29 protein-coding genes are annotated in these 15,512 nt (G+C 47.0%); 28 read left to right on the top strand and 1 reads right to left on the bottom strand.

Translation table 11 applies throughout. The features are described 5' to 3' along the window. Window positions 1-33: 33 nt before the first annotated feature. The 28 genes from rplP (at window position 34) to rpsI (ending at window position 15,043) form a co-directional block, all read left to right on the top strand. Window positions 34-471 carry a 50S ribosomal protein L16 gene (gene rplP, locus ACP26N_RS00710; RefSeq protein WP_012369016.1) on the top strand — a complete coding sequence of 146 codons (438 nt, stop codon included), beginning with the start codon at window positions 34-36 and terminating at the stop codon, window positions 469-471. Then, window positions 458-661, top strand: coding sequence for a 50S ribosomal protein L29 (gene rpmC / locus ACP26N_RS00715; protein ID WP_012369017.1), 204 nt, complete (start codon window positions 458-460; stop codon window positions 659-661). Before rplP ends, rpmC begins: the two co-directional genes overlap by 14 nt. A 31-nt stretch (window positions 662-692) precedes the next feature. After that, on the top strand, window positions 693-956 hold the full coding sequence (rpsQ, locus tag ACP26N_RS00720; RefSeq protein ID WP_026826917.1) for a 30S ribosomal protein S17: 264 nt from the start codon (window positions 693-695) through the stop codon (window positions 954-956). A gap of 48 nt (window positions 957-1,004) precedes the next feature. Next, complete coding sequence (rplN, locus tag ACP26N_RS00725; protein ID WP_012369019.1) at window positions 1,005-1,373, top strand: 50S ribosomal protein L14; 369 nt, start codon at window positions 1,005-1,007, stop codon at window positions 1,371-1,373. 34 nt (window positions 1,374-1,407) lie between these two features. Then, complete coding sequence (rplX, locus tag ACP26N_RS00730; protein WP_014969156.1) at window positions 1,408-1,719, top strand: 50S ribosomal protein L24; 312 nt, start codon at window positions 1,408-1,410, stop codon at window positions 1,717-1,719. Window positions 1,720-1,750: 31 nt separating this feature from the next. Continuing rightward, on the top strand, window positions 1,751-2,290 hold the full coding sequence (gene rplE / locus ACP26N_RS00735; RefSeq protein WP_012369021.1) for a 50S ribosomal protein L5: 540 nt from the start codon (window positions 1,751-1,753) through the stop codon (window positions 2,288-2,290). Window positions 2,291-2,304: 14 nt separating this feature from the next. Further along, a complete protein-coding gene (rpsN, locus tag ACP26N_RS00740) occupies window positions 2,305-2,574 on the top strand; it encodes a 30S ribosomal protein S14 (RefSeq protein WP_012369022.1) in 270 nt (89 codons plus the stop codon). Between the two features lie 31 nt (window positions 2,575-2,605). Next, window positions 2,606-3,004 (top strand): 30S ribosomal protein S8, encoded by a 399-nt coding sequence (rpsH, locus tag ACP26N_RS00745; protein WP_012369023.1) that lies wholly within the window; start codon window positions 2,606-2,608, stop codon window positions 3,002-3,004. Between the two features lie 31 nt (window positions 3,005-3,035). After that, window positions 3,036-3,572 (top strand): 50S ribosomal protein L6, encoded by a 537-nt coding sequence (gene rplF, locus ACP26N_RS00750; protein ID WP_026826919.1) that lies wholly within the window; start codon window positions 3,036-3,038, stop codon window positions 3,570-3,572. Between the two features lie 37 nt (window positions 3,573-3,609). Further along, window positions 3,610-3,960, top strand: a complete 351-nt coding sequence (gene rplR / locus ACP26N_RS00755; protein ID WP_012369025.1) for a 50S ribosomal protein L18 — start codon at window positions 3,610-3,612, stop codon at window positions 3,958-3,960. A 22-nt stretch (window positions 3,961-3,982) separates the two neighbouring features. Then, the gene (rpsE, locus tag ACP26N_RS00760; RefSeq protein WP_012369026.1) at window positions 3,983-4,483 is read left to right on the top strand and encodes a 30S ribosomal protein S5; all 501 of its coding nucleotides are present in this window, start codon (window positions 3,983-3,985) and stop codon (window positions 4,481-4,483) included. A gap of 18 nt (window positions 4,484-4,501) precedes the next feature. After that, entirely contained in the window at window positions 4,502-4,687 is a 186-nt protein-coding gene (gene rpmD, locus ACP26N_RS00765; protein ID WP_012369027.1) for a 50S ribosomal protein L30, read from the top strand. A gap of 36 nt (window positions 4,688-4,723) precedes the next feature. Then, on the top strand, window positions 4,724-5,164 hold the full coding sequence (rplO, locus tag ACP26N_RS00770) for a 50S ribosomal protein L15 (RefSeq protein WP_012369028.1): 441 nt from the start codon (window positions 4,724-4,726) through the stop codon (window positions 5,162-5,164). After that, complete coding sequence (secY, locus tag ACP26N_RS00775; RefSeq protein WP_012369029.1) at window positions 5,164-6,453, top strand: preprotein translocase subunit SecY; 1,290 nt, start codon at window positions 5,164-5,166, stop codon at window positions 6,451-6,453. Before rplO ends, secY begins: the two co-directional genes overlap by 1 nt. Before the next feature lie 72 nt (window positions 6,454-6,525). After that, window positions 6,526-7,173: an adenylate kinase gene (locus ACP26N_RS00780; protein ID WP_026826920.1), complete on the top strand. Its 648-nt coding sequence runs from the start codon at window positions 6,526-6,528 to the stop codon at window positions 7,171-7,173. After that, window positions 7,173-7,925: a type I methionyl aminopeptidase gene (gene map, locus ACP26N_RS00785; protein ID WP_114597367.1), complete on the top strand. Its 753-nt coding sequence runs from the start codon at window positions 7,173-7,175 to the stop codon at window positions 7,923-7,925. Before ACP26N_RS00780 ends, map begins: the two co-directional genes overlap by 1 nt. Before the next feature lie 150 nt (window positions 7,926-8,075). Beyond that, window positions 8,076-8,294 (top strand): translation initiation factor IF-1, encoded by a 219-nt coding sequence (gene infA, locus ACP26N_RS00790; RefSeq protein WP_012369032.1) that lies wholly within the window; start codon window positions 8,076-8,078, stop codon window positions 8,292-8,294. Between the two features lie 33 nt (window positions 8,295-8,327). Next, window positions 8,328-8,441, top strand: coding sequence for a 50S ribosomal protein L36 (gene rpmJ / locus ACP26N_RS00795; RefSeq protein WP_003156543.1), 114 nt, complete (start codon window positions 8,328-8,330; stop codon window positions 8,439-8,441). Between the two features lie 19 nt (window positions 8,442-8,460). Beyond that, on the top strand, window positions 8,461-8,826 hold the full coding sequence (gene rpsM / locus ACP26N_RS00800) for a 30S ribosomal protein S13 (protein ID WP_012369033.1): 366 nt from the start codon (window positions 8,461-8,463) through the stop codon (window positions 8,824-8,826). 16 nt (window positions 8,827-8,842) lie between these two features. Beyond that, window positions 8,843-9,238, top strand: a complete 396-nt coding sequence (gene rpsK / locus ACP26N_RS00805) for a 30S ribosomal protein S11 (protein WP_012369034.1) — start codon at window positions 8,843-8,845, stop codon at window positions 9,236-9,238. A 137-nt stretch (window positions 9,239-9,375) separates the two neighbouring features. After that, window positions 9,376-10,320 (top strand): DNA-directed RNA polymerase subunit alpha, encoded by a 945-nt coding sequence (locus tag ACP26N_RS00810; RefSeq protein ID WP_012369035.1) that lies wholly within the window; start codon window positions 9,376-9,378, stop codon window positions 10,318-10,320. Between the two features lie 33 nt (window positions 10,321-10,353). After that, window positions 10,354-10,725 (top strand): 50S ribosomal protein L17, encoded by a 372-nt coding sequence (rplQ, locus tag ACP26N_RS00815; RefSeq protein WP_012369036.1) that lies wholly within the window; start codon window positions 10,354-10,356, stop codon window positions 10,723-10,725. 95 nt (window positions 10,726-10,820) lie between these two features. Continuing rightward, on the top strand, window positions 10,821-11,651 hold the full coding sequence (locus ACP26N_RS00820; RefSeq protein ID WP_026826922.1) for an energy-coupling factor ABC transporter ATP-binding protein: 831 nt from the start codon (window positions 10,821-10,823) through the stop codon (window positions 11,649-11,651). Further along, entirely contained in the window at window positions 11,639-12,496 is an 858-nt protein-coding gene (locus tag ACP26N_RS00825; RefSeq protein ID WP_214855941.1) for an energy-coupling factor transporter ATPase, read from the top strand. Before ACP26N_RS00820 ends, ACP26N_RS00825 begins: the two co-directional genes overlap by 13 nt. Then, window positions 12,493-13,284 (top strand): energy-coupling factor transporter transmembrane component T family protein, encoded by a 792-nt coding sequence (locus ACP26N_RS00830; RefSeq protein ID WP_214855944.1) that lies wholly within the window; start codon window positions 12,493-12,495, stop codon window positions 13,282-13,284. The genes ACP26N_RS00825 and ACP26N_RS00830 overlap by 4 nt, the downstream gene beginning before the upstream one ends. Further along, window positions 13,284-14,033, top strand: a complete 750-nt coding sequence (gene truA / locus ACP26N_RS00835) for a tRNA pseudouridine(38-40) synthase TruA (RefSeq protein ID WP_214855947.1) — start codon at window positions 13,284-13,286, stop codon at window positions 14,031-14,033. Before ACP26N_RS00830 ends, truA begins: the two co-directional genes overlap by 1 nt. A gap of 155 nt (window positions 14,034-14,188) precedes the next feature. Continuing rightward, the gene (rplM, locus tag ACP26N_RS00840) at window positions 14,189-14,626 is read left to right on the top strand and encodes a 50S ribosomal protein L13 (protein ID WP_012369041.1); all 438 of its coding nucleotides are present in this window, start codon (window positions 14,189-14,191) and stop codon (window positions 14,624-14,626) included. Window positions 14,627-14,650: 24 nt separating this feature from the next. Beyond that, window positions 14,651-15,043, top strand: a complete 393-nt coding sequence (rpsI, locus tag ACP26N_RS00845) for a 30S ribosomal protein S9 (protein WP_012369042.1) — start codon at window positions 14,651-14,653, stop codon at window positions 15,041-15,043. Window positions 15,044-15,131: 88 nt separating this feature from the next. On the opposite strand, the gene ACP26N_RS00850 is transcribed toward rpsI, so the two are convergent. Further along, window positions 15,132-15,422 (bottom strand): hypothetical protein, encoded by a 291-nt coding sequence (locus ACP26N_RS00850; RefSeq protein ID WP_131973664.1) that lies wholly within the window; start codon window positions 15,420-15,422, stop codon window positions 15,132-15,134. Between the last annotated feature and the right edge of the window lie 90 nt (window positions 15,423-15,512).

A 15,512-nucleotide genomic window follows, 5' to 3' on the forward strand; every position in this document is an offset into this window, starting at 1 on the left:
TCCACATCCGTCTAGGGAAGGAGGCAACACAACATGTTGTTACCAAAACGTGTAAAATATCGTCGTGTTCACCGCGGCAACATGCGTGGTAAAGCGAAACGTGGTACTACAGTACACTTCGGCGAATTCGGTATCCAAGCTCAAGAAGCTAGCTGGATCACTAGCCGTCAAATCGAATCAGCGCGTATCGCGATGACTCGTTATATGAAACGTGGTGGTAAAGTGTGGATCAAGATTTTCCCACATAAACCATACACTAAAAAACCTCTTGAAGTCCGAATGGGTTCAGGTAAAGGTGCTCCGGAGGGCTGGGTTGCAGTCGTCAAACCGGGGAAAGTAATGTTCGAAATCGCAGGAGTATCGGAAGAGATCGCACGCGAAGCTCTCCGTCTTGCATCACACAAACTTCCAGTAAAATGTAAGTTCGTAAAACGTGAAGAAAATGGTGGTGATACGAATGAAAGCAACTGATCTCCGTCAGCAAACTACAGAAGAGCTCAACGGTAAAGTCGGTTCGTGGAAAGAAGAGTTGTTCAACCTTCGTTTCCAACTTGCGACTGGTCAGCTTGAGAACCCTGCTCGTATCCGTGAAGTGCGCAAGTCGATTGCACGCGCGAAAACCGTTCTTCGTGAACGCGAACTCGGCATCAACAACGCATAATTCACTCGGATTCTGAGAGGAGGAACACTCAATGGAACGCACAAACAACCGCAAAGTGTTAACTGGACGCGTCGTATCTGACAAAATGGATAAAACGATCGTAGTTACAGTTGAGACTAAAGTAAAGCATAAGCTCTACGGCAAACGCGTAAACTACTCTAAGAAGTACAAAACGCATGATGAAAACAACACAGCTAAAGTCGGTGACGTCGTACGCATTCAAGAAACACGTCCACTTTCTAAAGACAAACGTTTCCGTCTCGTAGAAGTCGTCGAAAAAGCAGTAATCATCTAAACTCTAATTAGTTCGGATGAATAAACATCCGGAGGGAGGTACAATCGTATGATTCAACAAGAATCTCGCTTGAAAGTAGCAGACAACTCAGGAGCTCGTGAAGTCTTGACGATCAAAGTCCTCGGTGGATCTGGTCGCAAAACTGCTAACATCGGTGACGTAATTGTTTGCACAGTTAAACAAGCAACACCAGGTGGCGTTGTCAAAAAAGGTGAAGTTGTACGCGCAGTAGTCGTTCGTACTAAACGTGGCGTTCGTCGTAAAGACGGTTCGTACATCCGTTTTGACGAAAATGCAGCAGTCATCATCAAAGATGATAAAAGCCCACGTGGCACACGTATCTTCGGACCAGTCGCACGCGAACTTCGTGAAAAAGACTTCATGAAGATCGTCTCGTTGGCACCGGAAGTACTTTAATTCCAAAGAATTCCTACAAGGAGGTGCTCTAACGATGCATGTCAAAAAAGGTGATAAAGTTCAGGTTATGACTGGTAAAGATAAAGGCAAACAAGGTGTTGTCCTTACTGCTATGCCTAAAAAAGATCGCATTATCGTCGAAGGCGTTAACATGATCAAAAAACACTCAAAACCTTCTCAACTCAACCCGCAAGGCGGAATTGTCGAGAAAGAAGCACCGATTCACGTATCGAACGTTATGCTCATCGACCCTAAGACAGGAAACCCAACACGCGTTGGTTTCACTGTGGTTGACGGCAAGAAAGTACGTATCGCTAAAAAATCGGGCGAAGCTTTAGATAAATAAGAAGATTTAAAGAAAGGAGGTCCACTTTCTGATGAACCGTTTAAAAGCTAAATACCAAGACGAAATCGTCAAAGTAATGATGGAGAAATTCAACTATACTTCTGTAATGCAAGCGCCGAAAGTCGATAAGATCGTAATCAACATGGGTGTTGGTGACGCTGTTACGAACACGAAAGCACTTGACATGGCAGTCGAAGAGCTTCAGCTCCTCACTGGTCAGAAGCCACTCATCACGAAAGCTAAGAAATCAATCGCTGGTTTCAAACTTCGTGAAGGTATGCCAATCGGCGCGAAGGTAACACTTCGTGGAGAGCGCATGTATGAGTTCCTCGACAAGTTGATCAACGTGTCACTTCCACGTGTACGTGACTTCCGTGGTGTATCGAAGAAATCATTCGATGGCCGTGGTAACTACACGCTAGGCGTGAAGGAACAATTGATCTTCCCAGAGATCGACTACGATCGCGTATCTAAAGTCCGTGGTATGGACATCGTTATCGTTACAACTGCTAATACGGATGAAGAGTCACGTGAGCTTCTCACAGCACTCGGCATGCCATTCCAAAAATAAGGGAGGCCGCACACATGGCTAAGAAATCAATGATAGCACGTGAAGTAAAACGCCAAGCACTCGTAGAGCGCTACGCTGAACAACGCGCAGAATTGAAAGCACAAGGCGACTACATCGGCTTGAGCAAACTCCCACGTAACTCTTCAGCGGTTCGTTTACACAACCGTTGCAGTATCACTGGCCGTCCACACGGTTACATTGGTAAATTCGGTATCAGCCGTATTAAGTTCCGTGATCTTGCTCATAAAGGTCAAATCCCTGGTGTTAAAAAAGCAAGCTGGTAATTCATTAAAGTTGTGAAAGGAGGTACATCGCATGGTTATGACAGATCCGATTGCAGATATGCTTACACGCATTCGTAATGCAAACATGGTTCGCCATGAGAAGTTGGAAATGCCAGCTTCTACAATCAAACGTGAAGTCGCTGAAATCCTCAAACGTGAAGGTTTCATCCGCGATGTTGAATATCTCGAGGACAGCAAACAAGGTACGCTCCGCGTATTCCTTAAGTACGGCGCAAGCAACGAACGCGTCATCACTGGACTCAAACGTATCTCGAAACCAGGTCTTCGCGTTTACGCGAAAGCTGATGAAATCCCGAAAGTACTCGGTGGTCTCGGAATCGCTATCGTTTCAACATCTAAAGGTGTTATGACAGACAAAGAAGCTCGCCAACAAAAAGTCGGCGGCGAAGTGATCGCATACATCTGGTAATTCACGCATAAAAAGAACGGAGGTGTCTTAAATGTCACGTATTGGTAAAAAGCCGGTCGTTATCCCAGCAGGCGTTACAGTAACAGTTGAAAACAGCACAGTTACGGTAAAAGGTCCTAAAGGTGAACTCACACGTGAGTTCAACCCGACTATGGCTATCAACGTAGAAGGTAATGAATTGACTGTCACTCGTCCAAACGACGAGAAAGCTAACCGTACAATCCACGGAACGACTCGTGCGCTTATCGCGAACATGGTCGAAGGTGTAAACAACGGTTTCGCTAAGACACTCGATATCCAAGGTGTTGGTTACCGTGCTCAAAAACAAGGTAACAAAATCGTACTCAACCTCGGTTATTCACACCCAATCGAGTACACTCCGGAACAAGGCATTGAAGTCGAAGTTCCTACGAATACGCAAATCATCGTCCGCGGAATCAACAAAGAGCGTGTTGGACACGTTGCTGCATTGATCCGTTCGTACCGTCAGCCTGAGCCGTACAAAGGTAAAGGGATTCGTTACAGTGATGAAGTCGTTCGTCGTAAAGAAGGTAAAACAGGTAAGTAATTCGTTGATACGAATTGACCGGAAAGGAGTGGCATAAATGATCTCAAAGGCAAACAAAAATGCTACGCGTAAAAAGCGTCATGGTCGTGTACGTCGTACAATCATCGGGACTGCAGCTCGTCCACGCTTGAATGTATTCCGTTCGAACAAGAACATTTACGTACAAGTCATTGACGATGCAACACATGCAACACTCGCATCTGCATCATCACTCGACCTTGAAAAAGGCAACACGACTGACGCTGCATCAGCAGTTGGTAAGCTTGCAGCTGAACGCGCTCTTGAAAAAGGTATTGAAACAGTCGTTTTCGACCGTGGAGGATATCTCTATCATGGACGTATCAAAGCAGTAGCTGAAGCAGCTCGTGAAGCTGGTCTCAAATTCTAAAAGAAAAGGAGGGAACCTCTACATGCGCCAGTTAGAAATTAACATGGATCAACTCGAAGAACGCGTTGTTACTGTAAACCGCGTCGCGAAAGTAGTAAAAGGTGGCCGTCGCTTCCGTTTTGCTGCACTCGTCGTCGTAGGTGACAAGAATGGTCACGTAGGTTTCGGTACGGGTAAAGCTCAGGAAGTGCCTGAAGCGATCCGTAAAGCAATCGAAGATGCAAAGAAAAACATGGTTAATGTTCCAATCGTTAACACTACAATTCCACACGAAATCAACGGAATTTTCGGTGCAGGTCACGTCTTCTTGAAACCTGCTTCTGAAGGTACTGGAGTCATCGCTGGTGGCCCAGTTCGTGCGGTTCTCGAATTAGCGGGAATCAACGACATTCTTTCGAAATCACTTGGATCAAGCACTCCAATCAACATGGTTCGTGCGACTGTTAAAGGTCTCACTTCACTTAAACGTGCTGAAGACGTTGCGAAACTCCGCGGTAAAACCGTCGAAGAACTTCGCGGTTAAGAAAGGGAGGGAATACAGATGGCGAAACTCGCAGTTACCCTCACACGCAGCATGATCGGTCGTCCGGAGAACCAACGCGTTACTACTCGTACGCTTGGTCTCCGTAAGATGCACCAAACTGTTGTCGTACCTGACAACGCTGCTATGCGTGGGATGATTAACCACGTGTCACACTTATTGACAGTTAAAGAAATTCAAGAGTAATACGTTTGATATAATTTTATGAGGAGGTGCCCCACTATGAAACTCCATGAATTGAAACCAGCTGCTGGTTCACGTTCAGAACGCAACCGTGTAGGTCGCGGTATGTCTTCTGGTAACGGTAAGACTTCTGGCCGTGGTCACAAAGGTCAAAAAGCTCGTTCAGGCGGTGGTGTTCGTCCAGGTTTCGAAGGTGGACAAAACCCACTTTTCCGTCGTTTACCAAAACGCGGCTTCAACAACCCGACTCGTAAAGAGTTCGCGGTTATCAACCTTGACACACTTAACCGTTTTGAAGATGGAACGGAAGTAACACCAGAACTTCTTATCGAGACTCGCGCAGTCAAAGGTATGAAGGATGGCGTGAAGATCCTTTCTAACGGTAAGATTGAAAAGAAACTGACAGTAAAAGCTCACAAGTTCTCCGAAGCTGCGAAGCAAGCGATCGAAGCTGCCGGCGGTACGGTTGAGGTGATCTAATGTTTCAAGCGATCTCCAATATGTGGCGCGTAGCCGACATTCGTCGGCGCATTCTCTTTACCCTGGCTCTGATTATCGTGTTCCGTATCGGAGCACATATCCCGGTCCCAATGGTAAACACTGAAGTATTCAAGATTGACCAGAATGGTATTCTTGGTTTCTTGAATTCCTTCGGCGGGAATGCTTTGCAGAATTTCTCACTCTTTGCGATGGGAATCATGCCGTATATCACGGCCTCGATCGTTGTCCAACTCTTACAGATGGACGTTGTTCCAAAGTTTGCCGAATGGGCAAAACAAGGAGAGGCGGGCCGTAAGAAGTTAGCAACGGTAACGCGCTATGGAACGATCGTACTCGGCTTAGTCCAAGCGTTTGGAATCGCGCTTGGATTTAACCGTATCTACCCAGGTCTTGTCGATGAGCAATACGGCACCTGGACGTACGTTATGATTGCACTTGTTTTGACGGCGGGTACCGCATTCTTGATGTTCCTCGGTGAACTCATCACGGAGAAGGGCATTGGTAACGGGATATCAATGATCATCTTCGCTGGGATTGTCGCAGGCTTCCCGAACGCGTTCCGTCAGATCTATGAAACAAAGCTCCAAAATGCAGGGGATGCTTTGTTTGTCAATGTGCTTTATATCGTACTGTTGCTTTTAATCATCATCGCGGTCATCGTCGGAGTCATCTATGTGCAGCAAGCTGCCCGTAAGATTCCGATCCAGTACGCTAAGCGTACGGTGAACCGTGCACCAGTAGGCGGTCAATCGACACACTTGCCGATTAAACTGAATGCTGCTGGTGTTATCCCAGTTATCTTCGCTGTATCGTTCATGGTGACGCCACCAACGGTTGCAAGTTTCTTTGCAAGTCCGGAAAATGCGACGAAGATCCGTGACATTTTCGACTATACGAGTCCAATCGGTATGTCGATCTATGTGGCACTGATCATCGCGTTTTCTTACTTCTATACATTTGTTCAGGTTAATCCGGAACAAATGGCAGAGAACCTTCAAAAGCAAGGCGGGTACATTCCTGGTATTCGTCCTGGTAAGCAAACGGAACAGTACATCACGAAGATCCTGTACCGTCTGACATTCTTCGGCTCACTCTTCCTCGCTGTCATCGCGGTGACGCCAACGTTCTTTATTAAGTTCGCTGGTTTACCGAACTCGGTGCAGATTGGTGGAACAAGCTTGTTGATCGTCATCGGTGTAGGTCTTGAGACGATGAAACAGATTGAAAGTCAACTGGTTAAACGACACTACAAAGGCTTTATCCGATAAGGCGGGAGGAAGGGGACCATCCCTTTCCTTTCTGTTGTGTCTATAGAGTCTATAGAAGTGGAGGCTACCGACATGAATCTTGTATTGATGGGCTTGCCGGGTGCTGGAAAAGGGACGCAGGCTGCGAAAATTATCGAAGACTACGCCATTCCACACATCTCGACAGGCGACATGTTCCGCGCGGCGATCAAAGATCAAACACCGCTCGGGCAGGAAGCGAAATCGTACATGGATAAAGGGGAACTCGTTCCGGATGAAGTCACAATCGGCATCGTACGTGAACGTCTCGCCAAAGAAGACTGTGCAAATGGTTTTCTTCTTGACGGTTTCCCACGCACAGTGAAACAAGCGGATGCTCTTGAAGTATTGCTTGCGGATCTAAATAAACAAATCGATCACGTCGTTCACATCGGTGTGAACCCGGAGAAACTTGTCCCTCGTTTGACAGGCCGCCGGATTTGCCCGACATGTGGAGCAACGTATCACGTCATCTATAACCCGCCAAAAGTGGAGGGTGTCTGTGATATCGACGGATCAGCACTTGTTCAACGTGAAGATGATCAAGAAGAAACGGTTCGCCGTCGTCTTGAAGTCAACGTCGCTCAAGCGCAACCTTTGATTGACTTTTACGCTGAAAAAGGGTATCTTCGTAATTTGGACGGTGATCGTCCGATTAATGAAGTTTATTCCGATGTTCAAGCACTTCTTGGTGATCAGTAATGATCATTACGAAAGCGCCGCGTGAAATCGACATCATGCGTCAGGCAGGACAAATCGTCGCCCGGACGCATAAGGAGCTGCAAGCTCATATTCGTCCAGGGATCACAACGGGGCAACTCGATGCGATTGCTGAACGTTATATTCGAAGTCAAGGGGCAACACCATCGTTTAAAGGTTATAATGGGTTTACTGGCAGCATCTGTGCTTCAGTAAATGAAGAACTTGTCCATGGTATTCCGGGTGACCGCGTACTCCACGATGGAGACATCATCTCGATTGATATCGGGGCGGAGTATAACGGATATCACGGAGATTCAGCCTGGACATATCCGGTAGGTACAATCTCTGAAGAGACGAAGCGGTTACTTGACGTAACTGAAGAATCTCTGTATAAAGGATTGGAGCGCGCCAAAGCTGGCGTGCACCTGACAGATATTTCGCATGCGATTCAGTCACATGTTGAAGCAGCGAATTTTTCTGTAGTCCGCGAATATGTGGGCCACGGCGTGGGACAAAATTTGCATGAAGATCCGCAAATTCCACATTATGGACCACCGGGGAAAGGGCCGCGCCTGAAAACCGGCATGACTTTGGCGATTGAGCCAATGGTCAATGTTGGAAAACGCTATGTTCGCACACTATCCGACAATTGGACGGTAGTGACAGTGGACGGTAGCATGTGCGCCCACTTTGAGCACACCATCGCCATCACAGACGAAGGCTACGAGATCTTAACGGTCGATGCAGAGTGAGCTGTGCGCGTTATTGGTGTCACCTTTCTATAAGCCGCTATCCACTCGTGTTTGTGACCGATGATTCTCTCACGGCTACTGTAGAAAGCCCCTAAGCGCTACAAATCGTCTGGGCTCCCAATCAACTTTATAGAGAAAGGGGTATAATTGATGGCGAAACAAGATGTAATCGAAGTGGAAGGTACGGTTATCGAACCGCTTCCAAACGCGATGTTTAAGGTGGAGTTAGAAAACGGCCACACGGTCCTCGCGCACGTCTCAGGAAAAATTCGGATGCACTTCATTCGGATCCTACCAGGAGATAAAGTAACGGTTGAGTTGTCACCATACGACTTGACTCGCGGACGGATCACATACCGTTTCAAATAAAAACTCCGATTTTTTCAGGAGGAGGTATTCACAATGAAAGTAAGACCTTCGGTTAAACCGATCTGTGAAAAATGTAAAGTTATCCGCCGTAAAGGCAAAGTAATGGTTATTTGCGAAAACCCTAAGCATAAACAAAAACAAGGGTAATAAACAAGGAGGTGCACACATGGCACGTATTGCTGGTGTAGATATTCCACGTGAGAAACGCATCGTTATCTCACTCACTTACATCTATGGTGTTGGTAAAACGACTGCTCAGAAAGTCTTGAAAGAAGCTGGTATCTCTGAAGATACTCGTACTCGTGAATTGACTGAAGAACAACTCAACCAACTCCGTGATGGATTAGATAAAGTAAAAGTTGAGGGTGACCTTCGTCGTGAAATCTCACTCAACATCAAACGTTTGATCGAAATCGGTTGCTACCGTGGTGTTCGTCACCGTCGTGGTCTTCCAGTTCGTGGTCAAAACACTAAAAACAACTCGCGTACTCGTAAAGGCCCACGCCGTACAGTAGCGAACAAGAAGAAGTAAGGGAGGGTAAACTAAGATGGCAAAACGTAAACAGAATGTTCGTAGTAAACGTAAAGTCAAAAAGAATATTGAATCTGGTATCGTGCATATCCGTTCAACATTCAACAACACAATCGTTACGATCACTGACATGCAAGGGAATGCAATCTCTTGGGCAACTGCAGGTAACATGGGCTTCAAAGGCTCACGTAAATCAACTCCATTTGCTGCGCAACTCGCTTCTGAAACTGCTGCGAAAACAGCAATGGATAACGGTATGCGTACTGTAGAAGTTAACGTTAAAGGTCCTGGTGCAGGTCGTGAAGCTGCAATCCGTGCGCTCCAAGCAATCGGTCTTGAAGTAACAGCGATCCGTGACGTAACTCCAGTTCCACACAACGGTTGCCGCCCTCCAAAACGTCGTCGCGTGTAACCCGTCTTGTACTGCAAAGCGGGAATTCGAGTAGACTTTCGTTGATCGTTTGACCAAGCAAGGCAGTAGAAACGTACACAAGACGGTTGGCGATTGAACGCGATGGCCAACATGACGATATTCAAGGAGGGGTTCAGATGATCGAAATCGAAAAGCCGAAGATTGAAACGGTCGAATTAAGCGATAACGCTACGTTTGGTAAATTCGTGGTAGAACCGCTTGAACGTGGATTCGGTACAACGCTTGGTAACTCATTGCGTCGTATCCTATTATCTTCACTTCCGGGTGCTGCAGTCACTGCAGTCCAAATCGATGGCGTTCTTCATGAGTTCTCGACGATTGATGGCGTTGTAGAAGACGTTACCCAAATCATCTTGAACCTTAAGAAACTCGCCCTCAAAGTTTACTCGGAAGAAGAGAAAACACTTGAGATCGATATTCAAGGCGCCGGCGTTGTTACTGCTGCGAACATTACGCATGACAGCGACGTCGAAATCCTCAACCCAGAACTCCACATTGCAACACTTGCAGAAGGTGCATCACTTCATATGCGTCTGACAGCTCGTCGTGGCCGTGGTTACGTTCAGGCTGAAGATAACAAACGGGACGATATGCCAATCGGCGTCATTCCAATTGATTCGATTTACACGCCAATTCAACGTGTAAACTATCAAGTTGAAAAAACACGTGTTGGTCAAGATGCGAGCTTCGATAAGTTGACGCTTGATGTTTGGACGGACGGTTCAATCCGCCCGGAAGAAGCAGTGTCACTCGGTGCAAAAATCATGACAGAACACTTAAACATCTTTGTTGGTCTTACAGACGAAGCGCTCCATGCCGAAATCATGGTCGAAAAGGAAGAAGATCAGAAAGAAAAAGTACTTGAAATGACGATCGAAGAACTCGATCTTTCAGTTCGTTCGTACAACTGTTTGAAACGTGCCGGCATCAATACGGTTCAAGAACTCGCGAACAAGAGCGAAGACGAGATGATGAAAGTTCGTAACCTCGGACGTAAATCACTCGAAGAAGTTCAAGCGAAGCTCGATGAACTCGGACTGGGCCTACGTAAAGAAGACTAAAACTATTAATTGCACGAAGGAGGGAATCCATCCATGGCATACTCGAAATTAGGCCGTACAAGCTCACAACGTAAGGCACTTTTGCGTGACCTTGCGACTGATCTCATCATCAATGAGCGTATCCAAACTACAGAACAAAAAGCGAAGGAACTTCGTCCAGTCGTTGAGAAACTCATCACTTTAGGTAAACGCGGTGATCTCCACGCTCGTCGTCAAGTTGCATCGTTCGTTCGTCGCGAAGCTGCTGGTCAAAACGAAGCTGGTAAAACACAAGATGCAATCCAAAAATTGTTTGCTGATGTTGCTCCACGTTTTGCTGAGCGTCAAGGTGGTTACACACGTATCATGAAAATGGGACCACGTCGTGGTGACGGCGCAGAAATGGTCATCATCGAACTCGTTTAATTTTTAAATGATTCGAATAAAAGGGCAGTGCGTAACTCGCTTCTGCCCTTTTGTTACAAATGAAATTATTTTGATTTGATGAAGGAGGAGCAGACATGACAAAGCTGATTGAGTTGGAACAGGTGACATACCGTTACCCGGAACAAGAACAACCAGCCTTACGGAATGTCTCTCTTTCGATTCATTCGCAGGAATGGGTCGCAATCGTTGGACACAACGGCTCCGGAAAATCAACGCTGACGAAGCTGTTTAACGGATTGTTGCTTCCTGAAGAAGGAACGGTCACTGTCAACGAGACATTCTCGAGTGCAGTGCCGGAGCAACTGTGGGAGATGCGCCGCGCAATCGGTATCGTCTTTCAGAATCCGGATAATCAATTCGTTGGCACGACCGTGCGCGACGACGTGGCATTTGCCCTGGAAAACTGGGGTGTGCCACGCGAGGAAATGGTTCGTCGTATCGACGACAGTCTAGCGCGCGTTGGCCTTACGGATTTTGTTGATCGGGAACCCCATCAACTATCCGGCGGACAGAAGCAGCGTGTCGCAATCGCCTCGGCGCTTGCGATGCGCCCTGATGTTCTCGTGCTCGATGAAGCGACATCGATGCTTGATCCGATTGCACGAACTGAGGTTATGTCGACCGTCCAGGAATTATATGAGCAACACCCGATGGCCGTCGTTGCCATTACACATGAACTCGATGAAGTCTTACGGGCCAGTCGTGTCATTGTTATGGATGCAGGGCAAATCGTTTTAGAAGGCACACCGCAAGAGGTGTTTGCACAATCCGCGTTTCTTGAGCAGATTGGACTAGATGTTCCATTTGTCGTCCGGGTGCAGGAGCAACTTTCGGCACGTGGTCTTACTTATGAGGACACGATACTAGATGAAAGAGACTTGGTGAACCGCTTATGCCAATCTTAATCCAGGAATTGAACTATACGTACCAACTCAATAGTCCGTTTGAACGAGTCGCGCTGCGTGATGTGAATCTTGAGATTCCGTCAGGGGCGCTTGTTGCGTTTGTGGGGCATACCGGTTCCGGGAAATCCACGCTCGTCCAACATATCAACGGCTTGTTGAAACCAACTGCCGGTAAGGTACAGGTCGATGACATCATCATCGAACCAAAACGAAAACAAGATTTAAAAGCGCTCCGTAAACGGGTTGGTCTTGTCTTTCAGTATCCGGAATATCAATTGTTCGAAGAAACCGTCTTGAAAGATGTCATGTTTGGTCCGATGAACTTTGGTCACGCACCGGCAGAGGCAGAACGGTTAGCGAAAGACGCCTTACGTACCGTCGGACTCGATGAAGTCTTTTGGTCACGTTCTCCGTTTGACCTGTCTGGTGGGCAAATGAGGCGTGTTGCGATTGCTGGCGTACTCGCTAGTCAACCAGACGTGTTGATCGTCGATGAACCAACAGCAGGACTCGATCCGCAAGGACGAAAGCAGATGCTTTCTCTCTTTGCTGAGTTGCATGCACAATCCGGGATGACCTTGTTGTTGATTACGCATGATATGGACCAGGTGCTTGAGTATACGAACCGGGTCGTCGTCATGGAAGAGGGACAAGTCGCATATGATGGAGAACCAATGGGTCTATTCCGTCAAGAAACGTTACTGCGTCAATTCCATCTCGATCTACCCCACGTTCTGGCGTTTGCCTGGAAGATGGCCGATCAATTAAAGCAACCACGTCCGTCGCTTCAGACGGAAGCGGAATTGATTGAATGGATTTTACGTGTACGGGGGGACGGACGATGATCGTAGGACAACATATACCAGGGACGTCGTATTTACATCGTTCGTCGGCCGTCGCGAAAATCATTTTTGCCTTTTGTTTCATTCCCCTTGTCTTTTTAGCCAATAATGCGGCAACGAATATTTTTTTACTGCTGTTTACGTTTTCGGCGTTAGCTAGTAGTAAATTACCGATCCGTTACGTCTTGAAGGGGCTGCGACCGATCTTATTCTTAATCGTCTTTACGTTTATCATTCAGCTGTTGTTTACGCGTGAAGGGGCCATTTTGTTTGAATTCGGCTGGTTCAAGATTTATGAAGAAGGATTGCGCCTTGCCATCATCGTATCGCTCCGGTTCTTTTATTTGGTATCGATTACGACACTCGTCACGTTGACGACGTCACCGATCGAACTGACGGATGCGATTGAGTTGTTACTAAAACCATTTAAAGTCGTCCGTGTCCCGACGCACGAGATTGCCTTGATGTTGTCCATTTCACTTCGTTTCCTGCCGACATTGGCAGAAGAGACGGAAAAGATCATGAAGGCACAGCAGGCACGCGGTGTCGATTTATCGGCGGGTCCGATCAAAGAACGCCTGCGGGCCATCATTCCTTTGCTGATTCCACTCTTCATCTCGGCGTTTAAACGGGCAGAAGATCTTGCGACGGCAATGGAAGCCCGGGGGTACCGGGGCGGCGAAGGACGGACACGACTCCGTGAGTCGAAATGGACAGGTCGCGATACGGGGCTGATCGTCCTTCTGATCGTCCTCGGACTGCTTCTGGTCTATTTACGGGGAGGCTTTTGATGCGACGCTTTAAATGTACGATTCAGTATGACGGGACGGACTATTCCGGGTATCAAGTACAACCGAACGGTCTGACGATTCAGGAAGTCCTCGAGAAGACGCTTGAACGGATGCATAAGCACCCGGTCAAGGTGATCGGTTCCGGACGTACAGATGCACGTGTGCACGCACAGGGGCAGGTCATTCATTTTGATACGGAGCTGGCGATTGCACCCGCAAGCATGGTGAAGGCCCTAAATACGTTATTACCGGACGATATTCGGGTTCGTGACTGTAAAGAGGTCGCTTCTGACTTCGAAGCAAGGTATGATGTAGTAGGGAAAGAGTATCGGTACTTCGTGCGCCGGACGGAAGATGCGTTTCGACGTCATCAATCCGTCTTGATTCCGTATTCACTCGATGTTGCGCAAATTCGTCTGGGATTAGCGCATTTAGTCGGGACTCATGACTTCAGTTCGTTCTGTGTCGCGAAGACAGAGACGGACAATCGTGTTCGGACGATTTATGAAGCGGAACTGATTGAACAAGGAGCAGAGTTGATTTTCCGTTTTCAGGGAAGCGGTTTTCTCTACAATCAGATTCGGATCATGGTCGGCACGTTGCTTGATGTCGGACGCGGTCGATTTACTCCGGAAGACATCAAACGAATGCTCGAAGCGAAGGATCGAAACGTCGCTGGTGTGACGGCACCACCGCACGGGTTATACCTTTGGGAAGTTTTCTACCCAGAGTCTAAAAAAGGCATTTGACATTAGCCGCTAAAAAACATACAATGTTTATTGGCATTTCATTTATTATGAAACCACAATCTTAGCCCCGTACACCTAAGATTCTGATAGATTCAAACAGTGAATAAATGAAAAATCAAAAAAGAAATTTTTAAATTCCTTAGGAGGTATTTTACATGCGCACAACTTTCATGGCGAAAGCTACTGATGTAGAACGCAAATGGCTCCTTATCGACGCAGAAGGCAAAACACTCGGTCGTCTTTCGAGCGAAGTGGCTTCACTTCTCCGCGGTAAGCACAAACCTACGTTCACACCACACGTTGACTGTGGGGATCACGTTATCCTCATCAACGTTGAGAAAATCGTTTTAACTGGTAACAAACTCGACAAAAAGGTCTACTACCGTCACTCTGGTCATCCAGGCGGCTTGAAGCAGACTGTCGCACGCGACTTACTCGCTAACAAACCTGAGCGTATGCTTGAACTCGCGATCAAAGGGATGCTTCCAAAAGGTAGCCTCGGTCGTCAAATGTTCAACAAACTCCACGTTTACGCTGGAGATACTCATAAGCAAGAAGCACAACAACCAGAAGTTTACGAACTTCGCGGTTAATACGAATTTAGGAGGAACTACACGATGGCAGATGTACGTTACTACGGCACTGGTCGCCGTAAACACGCGGCAGCTCGCGTTTTCCTCGTTGCTGGAGACGGTAAAGTCACAGTTAACGGGCGCGATATCAGCGAATACTTCGGTTATGAAACATTAATCATGACTGCAAAAGAACCACTTGTACTCACAGAAACAGAAGGCAAATACGATATCATGGTAACGGTTAAAGGCGGCGGCTTCACTGGTCAAGCAGGCGCAATCCGTCACGGTATCTCACGTGCTCTTCTTCAAGCGGATCCAGACTTCCGTGGCACACTTAAAGCTAAAGGTTTCCTCACACGCGATGCTCGTATGAAAGAACGTAAAAAATACGGTCTTAAAGCAGCACGTCGTGCACCTCAGTTCTCAAAACGTTAATCGTTTTATCTCTCATCCTTACGGGTGGGAGATTTTTTTTGTTAAAAAACCGCTTCTCGACCGGAAATGGTCAAAAGCGGTCTATTGTTCAAGATGTACGACGTTGTATGTTTTGAATGAAGAATAGAAGTACCATCAAACTAATGAAGGTCAGCGGGATGCTCCACAAGAACAGGTCCTGAAAAAAAGAGCTGGGATCGGACTCTGTTTGTGAACCGACTTTCCCGACGAAGGACGTATCCTGACTTAGCACGGTGCTATTTTTAGGAAGGGTGGGCTGATAAGTCGCGTTCGCTTCATGCACTGTATAAAAGTAGATCGCATAACCGATATGTAAGAGAACGGTCAAGCCGCCCGCGAAGACGAAATTTTTTTTCATCAAAAAACTCCTTTTTCCGAATAATGAGTGAAACAAGCCTTCGTCAAGTATACTGCAATCCGTTTTCGGGAACAGTCTACAAAGGAGTGT

The organism is Exiguobacterium sp. R-39, from assembly GCF_049942815.1.
In the GTDB taxonomy this organism is placed as follows: Bacteria; Bacillota; Bacilli; order Exiguobacteriales; family Exiguobacteriaceae; genus Exiguobacterium_A.